Below are 8,746 nucleotides of genomic sequence, written 5' to 3'. Positions count from 1 at the left end.
GGGCGGGTTTGTGGGTGGGGGGTTTTGGCCACCGGGGCCGCCGGCGCCCCCCCTGCCCGGGGGGGGGCCGCCCCGGGGCCGCCCCCCCCCCGGGCGGGGGGGGGGGGGGGGGGCGCCACGGCGGGTCAGCCGGGTAGGGCCGCCACCACGTCGATCTCCACGAGGATGTCCATCAGGTCGGATCCCACGGTGGTGCGTACGGGGCAGGGGTCCTCGAAGAAGGCGCGGTAGGCCGCGTCGTATTCGGCGAAGTCCCGTTTGAGGTGCTGGAGGTGGGTCGTGACCTTCACGACGTCCCGCAGGGTCAGTCCCTCGGCGGCCAGGACCGCGCTGATGTTGCTCAGCACCTGGGCGGTCTGCGCGCCGACGCCCTGAGGTATCTCGCCGGTTGCCGGGTGTTGCGGGCCGAAGCCGGCCGTGTGGAGGAAGCCTCCCGCGACGATTCCCTGGGAGTAGGCGCCGGCCGGACGTGGTGCGTCGGGGGTGCTCACGGGACGCTTGCCGTTCGGTGTGCCGGTCATCCGGTCAGGTCTCCGTCGCGCTCGTTGACGGCGGCGTAGTGGCGGAGCTTCTCCTCGTCGACCGTGACGCCCAGGCCGGGTCCGGACGGGACGCGCAGTCGGCCGTTCTCCAGGTGCAGCGGCTCGATGATGTCGTCCGCGTGCAGGTAGTACATGCTGTCGATGGCCCGTGACAGGATGGGGGTGCTCGCGACCACGGCAAGGTGGGCCGCGGTGGCGATGCCGAGTTCGCCGCCGCTGTGCAGGTTCATGCCCAGCCCGAAGGTCTCGCAGTGCGCGGCGAGCGCCTTGGTCGCGGCGATGCCGCCCCACTTGTAGACGTCGCCGTGGATGACGTCGACGGCGTTGAGCCGCATGGCCGGGGCGAACTCCTCGAAGCGGACGACGCACATGTTGGTGCAGAGCGGGATGCGGACCTTCGCCTTGACCTGGCTCATCCCCTCGATGCCCACGCAGGGGTCCTCCAGGTACTCCAGGTCCAGTTCCTCCAGGGCGATGCCCGCGCGTATCGAATCCGGCACGGACCAGGCCGCGTTGGGGTCGACGCGCAGGTTCAGGTCGGGCAGCGCCTCGCGGACGGCGCGCAGGATGGCGACATCTCCCCGGGAGTCCCGGGTGCCCTTGAGCTTGACCGCCTCGAAGCCGCCCTCGGCGACGACGCGTACGGCGTGCTCGGCCATCGCCTTGGGCAGGTCGGCGCCGGTCGCACCGGGTGCGTCGGCGCGGGTGATCAGCGCGGTGATCGGGACCTCGTCGCGCACGGGCCCGCCGAGCAGATCGGTGACGGACTGGCCGGTGACCTTGCCCATGGCGTCCCAGCAGGCGACGTCGACGGCGGCGATCGCCGCGTAGCCGAGGTAGCCGTGGAAGAAGGGGATCATGTGCTGCCTGCGGTGGAATCCCTCGACCGCGAAGGGGCTGGTGCCGATCAGGTCGGGAATCATCCGGCGGACGATCGCCGCGACCGGCCGGCCCCACATCGTCTCGCCCCAGCCCTCGACGCCCGTGTCGGTGCGCACGCGGACGACGGTGCGGGTCTCGCCGGTCTTCGTCTCGAAGGAACTCGTGAAGGGGTTGACGAGTGGGAGGTTGACGACCCACACGTCGACGTCGGTGATCTTCATTTCTTCTCCTCGTGTCATCGGGCTGACCGGCTCGCGGTGTCGAAGGCCCGGATCGCGTGCGCCAGTGCGCGCGCCCGGTCGTCCAGGAGCAGGCCGCCCCGGTCGGCGTCGGCGCCGGACGGGTCGTCGGTGGAGCCGCCGACCCGCTCCCACTCGCCGTGGCGTTCCACGGTCAGGCCGGGGTGGGGCGGGTTGTCGAACAGGGGTGGGGGTTCGACGGGGGTACGGGCCGGTACGGGCGTGCGGACCAGGTCGGGGTGGGCCGCCAGCATCAGAGACGTCTCGAACCATCCGGCGTGTCCCGGGGTGACCTCGGGCCGGCCGGCCGGGTCGTCGCCGGTGGTGAGGGTCCAGTAGGAGCAGGCGGCGACCGTCACCTCGGCGCGCAGCGCGAGCCGTTTGACGGCGAGCCGCATGATCTCGTCGTTGCCGCCGTGGCCGTTGACGACCAGGATGCGGCGGCAGCCGCTGGTCACCAGGGAGTCGAGGATGTCGTCCAGGACCGCGGCGAGGGTGGCCGCGGACAGCGAGACGGCCGCCGCGAACAGGTGGTGGGGGCTGTGCCCGAAGGGCAGGGCGGGCAGTCGTACGACACGGGGTGCCTCGGGCTCACGGTCCAGGAGGTCCAGTGCGCGGTCGACGACCTCCTCGGCGAGCAGGGTGTCGGTGCCCATCGGCAGGTGCGCGGCGTGCTGCTCCTGCGAACCGATGGGCAGCAGGACGATGCCCTCCTCGCCGGCCCGGCGTACCTCACGCCAGGTGAGTTCGGTCAGCCTCAATTGACTCACGGTGCTACCTCTCCGAAACGGGGCCATGGCAGAGTCGGTGCATGGTCCACAAAAGTTCCCTGTTGCGACTGGTCCCCGATGCCGCGGAGCAGCCGGCCGCTCCTCCCGCGGCGCCGCGGCTGGGCGCCGTAGAACTGGTGCCGGGCCGGGTCAGGGCGGCGGTGCTGTCGATGGCCGGCCGCGTCCTGGACCGCACCGAGTCGTCGTACGACGCGGCGCGTGCCCTCCCTGCCGACATCGACCGGGCCCTGGCCGGGGTCGCGCCGCTCTTCGCCGAGCACCGGTTGCAGGGGATCGGGGTGGCGGCGGCGGGGCTCGTGGATCCCGGCGAGGGCCGGATCCTGGAGGTCAACGACGTGCCCGCGCTGCACGGCTATCCGGTGGCCGGCCGGCTGGCCGCGCTGACCGGGGCCGAGGTGCGGGTGGAGCACCGGGCGCGGCTGCAGGTGCTGGGCGACCGCTGGTTCGGCGCGGGCCGCGGGCGGCGTACGTTCGCCTCGGTGTCCACCGGCGAGGTGCTGGGCGTGGGCATCCTGTACGACGGTGAGGTGATGGCCCCGCCGGGCGGCCGCAGCGGCGCGCACATGACCGTGTCGGCCAGCGGTGAGCGCTGCACCTGCGGCAGCCTGGGATGCTGGAAGACGCTGGCCACCACCGGCTGGCTGCGCGCACGGGCGAGTGCCGCGGGGCTCGGCGCAGGCTGCTCGCTGGAGTCGCTGGTCGCCTGCGGTGATCCGCTGGCCGACCGGGTGGTGGAGGAGTACGCGCACAACCTGGCACTCGGGCTGGTGAACGTGCAGCAGCTCTTCGCGCCGGGCCTGTTCATCCTGCACGGCGAGGCCCGCGAGGGCGGGGAGCGGTTCCGCGTCGTGGTGGAGGAGCGGCTGCGGGACGCGGTCGCCTTCGTGGGGGCCGAGCAGCCGCGCGTGCTGGTCGGCACGGCGGCCGTCGACGACGTGGCGCTGCTGGGCGGGGCGGGGCTGGTCCTGTCCCACGCGTAGGGCGGGTGCGGAGGCGGGGTCCTGTGCCGTGGGCGCGGGGGCCGCGTCGAGTGGAGCAAGCGTGTTCATCGGCTCTGCGCGCCCGTCGTCGCGGCGGCCCGCTCGGCGGCCCGGCGCCCGCGGCGTGGGTCGAGGACCGGTACGGCGTCGAGCAGGCGCCGGGTGTACGGGTGCTGCGGGTCGCGCAGGACCGCCGCCGCCCCGCCGACCTCGACGAGGCGGCCCTTGCTCATCACCGCGACCCGGTCGGCGACCTGGGCCACCACGGCGAGGTTGTGGGAGACGAACAGGTAGGTCAGGCCGAGCCGTTGCTGGAGTTCGGCCAGCAGATCGAGGACGGTCGCCTGTACGCGGACGTCCAGGGCGCTGGTGGGTTCGTCGAGCACCAGCAGGCGGGGGTGGAGGGCGAGGGCGCGGGCGATGGAGACGCGCTGGCGCTGGCCGCCGGAGAACTCGTGTGGGTAGCGGTCCTGGATGCCGGCGTCCAGGCCCACGGCTTCGAGGAGTTCCCCGACCCGTTCCCGGTTGCGGGCCCGGGCACGCCGTCCGCGGGCCTCGGGATCGTGGGTGACCAGGGGCTCGGCGACGATGTCGGTGATGCGCATACGCGGGTTCATGCTGGAGTAGGGGTCCTGGAGGACGACCTGCATCTGCCGCCGGATGCCGCGCAGTTGGGCAGCGGAGAGGGACGCGAGGTCCTGTCCGTCGAAGCGCACGCTGCCGGCGGTGGGTTCGAGCAGGCCGAGCAGCAGCCGGGTCAGGGTGGTCTTGCCGCAGCCGGACTCGCCGACCAGGGCGAGGGTTTCGTTCTCGTGGACGTCGAGGGAGACGCCGTCGACGGCGACGTTGGTGTGCCGAGTGCCGAACTCCTTGCGCAGGCCCACCAGTTCGAGGATGACCGGAGCGGGCGCTGTCTCGGGCGTGGACATGGGTGTGGTGCCGTCGGTGCTCATGCCGCCTCCAGTCGCGGGGTGGCCGCCAGCAGTGTGCGGGTGTAGGGGTCGGCGGGCCGGTCGAAGACGTCGAGGACGTCGCCGGTCTCGACGACCTTGCCCTGGTTCATCACCGCGACCCGGTCGGCGGTCTCCGCGACGACGGCGAGGTCGTGGGTGATGAGGACCACGGCCATGTCATGCCTGTGCTGGAGGGTGACGAGCAGGTCGAGGATCTGGCGCTGCACGGTGACGTCGAGGGCCGTGGTCGGTTCGTCCGCGATCAGGACGCGAGGGCGGGCCACCAGGGCCGTGGCGATCATCACCCGCTGGCGCAGGCCGCCGGAGAGTTCGTGCGGGTACTGGCGGTAGCGTGCGGCCGGGTCGGGGATGCCGACCTCGTCCAGGGCGGCCAGCGCGGCCTCGGCGGCGTCCGCTCGGGACATGCCGGTGTGCAGCCGCAGGACCTCGGCGACCTGGCTGCCGACGCGCTGGAGCGGGTCGAGGCAGGTCATGGGGTCCTGGAAGACCATCGCGATGTCGCGCCCGCGAACCTTGCCGAGTTCCTTCTCGGAGAGTTTCAGCAGGTCGCGGCCGTCGAAGCGGATCTCGCCCCCGGTGTAGACGCAGGGTGGGCTGGGGTTGAGCCGCAGCACGGACAGCGCCGTGGCGCTCTTGCCGCTGCCGGACTCCCCCACCACAGCCAGTGTTTCACCGGCGTGGACGTGCAGGGAGACGTCCTGGACGGCGTGGACGACGGAGGTGGGGAGCCGGAAGTCGACGCTGAGGCCGTCGATCGCCAGCAGCGGTTGCTCGTCGTCCGTCCGCCGGGACGGTTCGGGGGTGGGGTGGTCGTTGGTCATCGGCGGTAGGCCTTCGGGTCCGCGACGTCCCGCAGGGCGTCGCCGGTGATGTTGATGGCGAGGGAGGTCAGCATCAGGGCGATGCCGGGGAAGACGGCGACCCACCAGGAGGTGCCGAGGTAGAGCTGGCCGTCGGAGAGCATCGCGCCCCAGGTGACGGTCTCCTTGGGCACGCCCAGGCCGAGGTAGCTCAGGGAGGCCTCGGCGACGATAGCGGCTGCGACGTGCAGGGTGCCGATGGTGGCCAGCGGTGCCATCACGTTCGGCAGCAGGTGGCGGCGCATGATGGTGACGTCCGTGACGCCTATGGCACGGGCCTCGGTGATGAAGTCGCGGCTGCGCAGCGACAGCACCTCGGAGCGTACGACGCGGGCGTAGGAGACCCAGCCGGTGAAGCCGAGGACCAGGATCACCATCCACAGTCCCGAGCCGAGGAAGCCGACGACGGCGAGCGCCAGCAGCAGTGCGGGGAAGGCGAGTTGTACGTCGGCGAGGCGCATGAGGGCGCGGTCGACCCAGCCGCCGAGGTATCCGGCGGACAGGCCCACGACGGTGCCGATGACACCGGCGAGCAGGGCGGCGCCGGCGCCGACGAGCAGGGAGACCCGGGCGCCGTAGACGACGCGGGAGAGCATGTCGCGGCCGAGTTGGTCGGTGCCGAGGAGGTGGGCACCGCTGCCGCCGTGCTGCCAGGCGGGAGGCCGGAGCCGTAGCAGCAGGTTCTGGGTGTTGGGGTCGTAGGGGGCGATCAGGGGGGCGGACAGGGCGGCGACGAGCAGCAGCGCGAGGACGACGAAGGCCGCCACGGCGAGCTTGTTGCGCAGCAGCGCCCGCAGGACGACGGACCGGGAGCCGGTGGCGGGGCCGGGGCCGCCGTTCGGTGTCCGCGCCGCGGTCCGGTCGGTGGTGGCGGGGGTCGTGACGGTCATCGTGACGTCCTCACCCTCGGGTCGAGGAAGCTGTAGGAGAGGTCGACGAGCAGGTTCACCACGACGAAGGTGGTGGCGAAGAACAGGACGGTTGCCTGGACGAGCGGGAAGTCGCGGTTGGAGATCGCCTCGACGGTGAGCTGTCCGACTCCCGGCCAGGAGAAGACCCGTTCGGTGAGGATCGCGCCGCCGAGCAGGTTGCCGACTTCGAGGCCGACAACGGTCACCACGGGCAGGGAGGCGTTGCGCAGTCCGTGCCGTAGCACCACCTGGAGGGGGCCGAAGCCCTTGGCGCGGGCGCTGCGGATGTGGTCGGAGGAGAGCACGTCGACGAGCGAGGAGCGCAGCAGCCGTGCCACGACGGCGACCGAGTACACGGCGAGGGTGACCGCGGGCAGGATCAGGTTGGCGAAGGTGCCGTAGCCGGAGGCGGGCAGGACGCGCAGCCAGACGGCGAAGACCAGAATGAGGAGGATGCCGACCCAGAACGGCGGGGTGGACTGGCCGAGCAGGACTCCGGTCATCACGGTGCTGTCGGTGCCCCGGCCGCGTCGCATGGCGGCGAGGATGCCCGCCGGGATCGCGATGACGAGGGTCACCGCGAGGGCGGCGGCGGCGAGTTCGAGGGTGGCGGGCAGCCGGTCGGCGAGGATCTCGCTCACGGGCCGGCCGTAGACGAGGGAGTCGCCGAAGTCGAGGTGGAGCAGTCCCCAGAGGTAGTCGAGGTACTGGGAGAGCAGGGACCGGTCCAGGCCCAGGGAGTGGCGCAGCGCCTGCTCCTGTGCGGCGGTGGCGTCCGGCGGCAGCAGGATCTTCACGGGGTCGCCGGACAGGCGTACCAGGAAGAAGGCGACGGTCGCCGTGCAGAAGAGGACGAACACGGCGACGGCCAGGCGTTTTACGACGTCGCGCAGGAGTCCCGTCCTGCGGCGCGGGCGGGCGGCCGGGGCCGCCGGTGCGGGGGGCCGGTCGAGGGTCGGTGTGGTCACCGGGTCACCTCCGCGCTCTCCATGGCGAGGACGCCCGCGGATCCCGGGGTCCAGCGGGGCCGGTCGTTGCGGGCGTAGATGTTGTCGATCTGGTAGAGGAAGACGAAGGGTGCTTCCTCGCGCATCAGCCGTTGCAGGTCCGAGAGGGCCCGGGTGCGCTCGGCCGGGTCCTCGGACAGTTCCTCGATGTCGATGAGACGGTCCGCCTCCTTGGAGTGCCAGCGGCTCTGGCGCCGGTCGCTGCGGACGTTGGACTGGACGATGCTGGCGCCGTCCAGGGTCCACACGGTGCTGGCGGCCAGGTAGATCGGGCCGAGGGCGCCGCGGTTGTCCGAGGTGAGCCGGGCGGAGTAGGTGCCGGGGTCGAGCAGGTCGACGCGGGCGTCCACGCCGACGCGGGACAGCAGTCCGGAGAGGGCCTCGGCGACGTTGGCGTCGACGTTGGAGGCGGTGAGCGAGGTGGAGAAGCCGTGGGGGTGGCCGGCTTCGGCGAGCAGACCGCGCGCGGTGTCCAGGGAGCGGGTGAAGGGCTTGACCGACGGGTCGAAGCCGAAGGCGCCCCGTGGGACGAGGGCGGGGGTCTCGGTGGCCTTGCCGCCGAGTACGGCCTTGATCAGGAGCGGTACGTCGATCGCGTGGTTGAGCGCCTGGCGTACTCGGCGGTCCTGGAGGGGGCCGCGTTCCAGGGTGTTCAGCGACAGGTAGGCGGTGCGGATCCCGGTGTGGCCGTCGATCTTGATTCCGCCGTAGCCGTCGAGCTGCTGGGCGGCGTCCGGGGTGAGTCCGGCGACCAGGTCGACTCCGCCGCTCTGCAGGGAGGCCAGTGAGGAGGAGGCGTTGGGCGCGGGGCTGAAGACGACGCCGTCGAGGGCGGGGCGGCCGCTCCAGTGGTGGTCGTAGGCCCGCATGCGCAGTTCGTGGTCGCGCTGCCAGCTCTCGAAGACGAAGGGGCCGGTGCCGACGGGGTGTTCGGCGAACGCGGCGTCGCCGGCCTCGGCGAGGTGCCGGGGCGGCACCACGACGCCTCCGAACAGGGAGAGTTTGGCGGGCAGGATCGGGTCGTGGACGGTGGTGTGCACGTCCACGGTGTGCCGGTCGACCACGGTGACGCCTTTGACGAAGCGCAGCTCGACGATGGGCGACTTGGTCGCGGGGGCGAGGAGTCGCTCGATGCTGAAGGCCACGGCGTGCGCGTCGCACGCCTCGCCGTTGTGGAAGGTCACGCCGGGGCGCAGGGTGAAGCGCCAGGTGTGCGCGTCGGTCGCCTTCCAGGACAGGGCCAGCCTGGGGTGCAGCCGGTTGTCCAGGCCGCGGGTGGTGAGTGTGTCGAACATGTTGATCAGCACGTTCATCGACACCATGTCGCCCTGTTTCTGCGGGTCGAGTGTCTTGGGGTCGCCCGGCTGGGAGACCCGCAGGACGTTGCCGGCCCTGTCCGCCGCGGCGGTCGTGCCGCACGCGGTCAGGAGCGCGGGGGCACTGAGGGCTCCGAGGAGCAGACCACCGGTCCGCAGGACCTGGCGCCGGCCGGGACGGCCGCGGTCCGCCGTGCACCCCCGAGGAAATCGTTCCATTGAAGAACACCTCCGTTCCGTCAGA

9 protein-coding genes are annotated in these 8,746 nt (G+C 72.1%); 1 reads left to right on the top strand and 8 read right to left on the bottom strand.

What is annotated here, in order from left to right:
• Positions 1-125: 125 nt before the first annotated feature.
• From ACFY3I_RS17375 to ACFY3I_RS17365, 3 genes are read right to left on the bottom strand one after another with little or no spacing between them, the layout of a single operon-like run.
• A complete protein-coding gene (locus ACFY3I_RS17375) occupies positions 126-521 on the bottom strand; it encodes a RidA family protein (protein ID WP_390861306.1) in 396 nt (131 codons plus the stop codon).
• Entirely contained in the window at positions 518-1,645 is a 1,128-nt protein-coding gene (locus ACFY3I_RS17370; RefSeq protein ID WP_390861305.1) for a mandelate racemase/muconate lactonizing enzyme family protein, read from the bottom strand. The genes ACFY3I_RS17375 and ACFY3I_RS17370 overlap by 4 nt, the downstream gene beginning before the upstream one ends.
• 14 nt (positions 1,646-1,659) lie before the next feature.
• On the bottom strand, positions 1,660-2,433 hold the full coding sequence (locus tag ACFY3I_RS17365; protein ID WP_390861304.1) for a creatininase family protein: 774 nt from the start codon (positions 2,431-2,433) through the stop codon (positions 1,660-1,662).
• Positions 2,434-2,474: 41 nt separating this feature from the next.
• On the opposite strand from ACFY3I_RS17365, the gene ACFY3I_RS17360 reads away from it, so the two are divergent.
• Complete coding sequence (locus tag ACFY3I_RS17360) at positions 2,475-3,434, top strand: ROK family protein (protein WP_390861303.1); 960 nt, start codon at positions 2,475-2,477, stop codon at positions 3,432-3,434.
• Positions 3,435-3,499: 65 nt separating this feature from the next.
• Here the strand turns inward: ACFY3I_RS17360 and ACFY3I_RS17355 are convergent, their stop codons facing one another.
• Genes ACFY3I_RS17355 through ACFY3I_RS17335 form a run of 5 tightly spaced genes read right to left on the bottom strand, consistent with a single transcriptional unit; the run spans position 3,500 to position 8,721 of the window.
• Entirely contained in the window at positions 3,500-4,387 is an 888-nt protein-coding gene (locus ACFY3I_RS17355; RefSeq protein ID WP_390861302.1) for an ATP-binding cassette domain-containing protein, read from the bottom strand.
• Positions 4,384-5,229 (bottom strand): ATP-binding cassette domain-containing protein, encoded by an 846-nt coding sequence (locus tag ACFY3I_RS17350; protein ID WP_390861301.1) that lies wholly within the window; start codon positions 5,227-5,229, stop codon positions 4,384-4,386. The genes ACFY3I_RS17355 and ACFY3I_RS17350 overlap by 4 nt, the downstream gene beginning before the upstream one ends.
• Positions 5,226-6,158: an ABC transporter permease gene (locus ACFY3I_RS17345; protein ID WP_390861300.1), complete on the bottom strand. Its 933-nt coding sequence runs from the start codon at positions 6,156-6,158 to the stop codon at positions 5,226-5,228. Before ACFY3I_RS17345 ends, ACFY3I_RS17350 begins: the two co-directional genes overlap by 4 nt.
• A complete protein-coding gene (locus tag ACFY3I_RS17340; RefSeq protein ID WP_390861299.1) occupies positions 6,155-7,147 on the bottom strand; it encodes an ABC transporter permease in 993 nt (330 codons plus the stop codon). The genes ACFY3I_RS17345 and ACFY3I_RS17340 overlap by 4 nt, the downstream gene beginning before the upstream one ends.
• A complete protein-coding gene (locus ACFY3I_RS17335; RefSeq protein WP_390861298.1) occupies positions 7,144-8,721 on the bottom strand; it encodes an ABC transporter substrate-binding protein in 1,578 nt (525 codons plus the stop codon). The genes ACFY3I_RS17340 and ACFY3I_RS17335 overlap by 4 nt, the downstream gene beginning before the upstream one ends.
• Positions 8,722-8,746 lie beyond the last annotated feature (25 nt).

Source organism: Streptomyces sp. NPDC001068 (genome assembly GCF_042897315.1).
Lineage (GTDB): Bacteria > Actinomycetota > Actinomycetes > Streptomycetales > Streptomycetaceae > Streptomyces.
The sequence above is the reverse complement of the archived record's forward strand: the minus strand, read 5'-3'. Positions and strand labels throughout refer to the sequence as shown.

Coding starts and splice junctions, on each gene's coding strand:
- ACFY3I_RS17360 (WP_390861303.1), top strand. CDS start 2,475: ATGGTCCACAAAAGTTCCCTGTTGCGACTGGTCCCCGATGCCGCGGAG.
- ACFY3I_RS17370 (WP_390861305.1), bottom strand. CDS start 1,645: ATGAAGATCACCGACGTCGACGTGTGGGTCGTCAACCTCCCACTCGTC.
- ACFY3I_RS17375 (WP_390861306.1), bottom strand. CDS start 521: ATGACCGGCACACCGAACGGCAAGCGTCCCGTGAGCACCCCCGACGCA.
- ACFY3I_RS17345 (WP_390861300.1), bottom strand. CDS start 6,158: ATGACCGTCACGACCCCCGCCACCACCGACCGGACCGCGGCGCGGACA.
- ACFY3I_RS17335 (WP_390861298.1), bottom strand. CDS start 8,721: ATGGAACGATTTCCTCGGGGGTGCACGGCGGACCGCGGCCGTCCCGGC.
- ACFY3I_RS17350 (WP_390861301.1), bottom strand. CDS start 5,229: ATGACCAACGACCACCCCACCCCCGAACCGTCCCGGCGGACGGACGAC.
- ACFY3I_RS17355 (WP_390861302.1), bottom strand. CDS start 4,387: ATGAGCACCGACGGCACCACACCCATGTCCACGCCCGAGACAGCGCCC.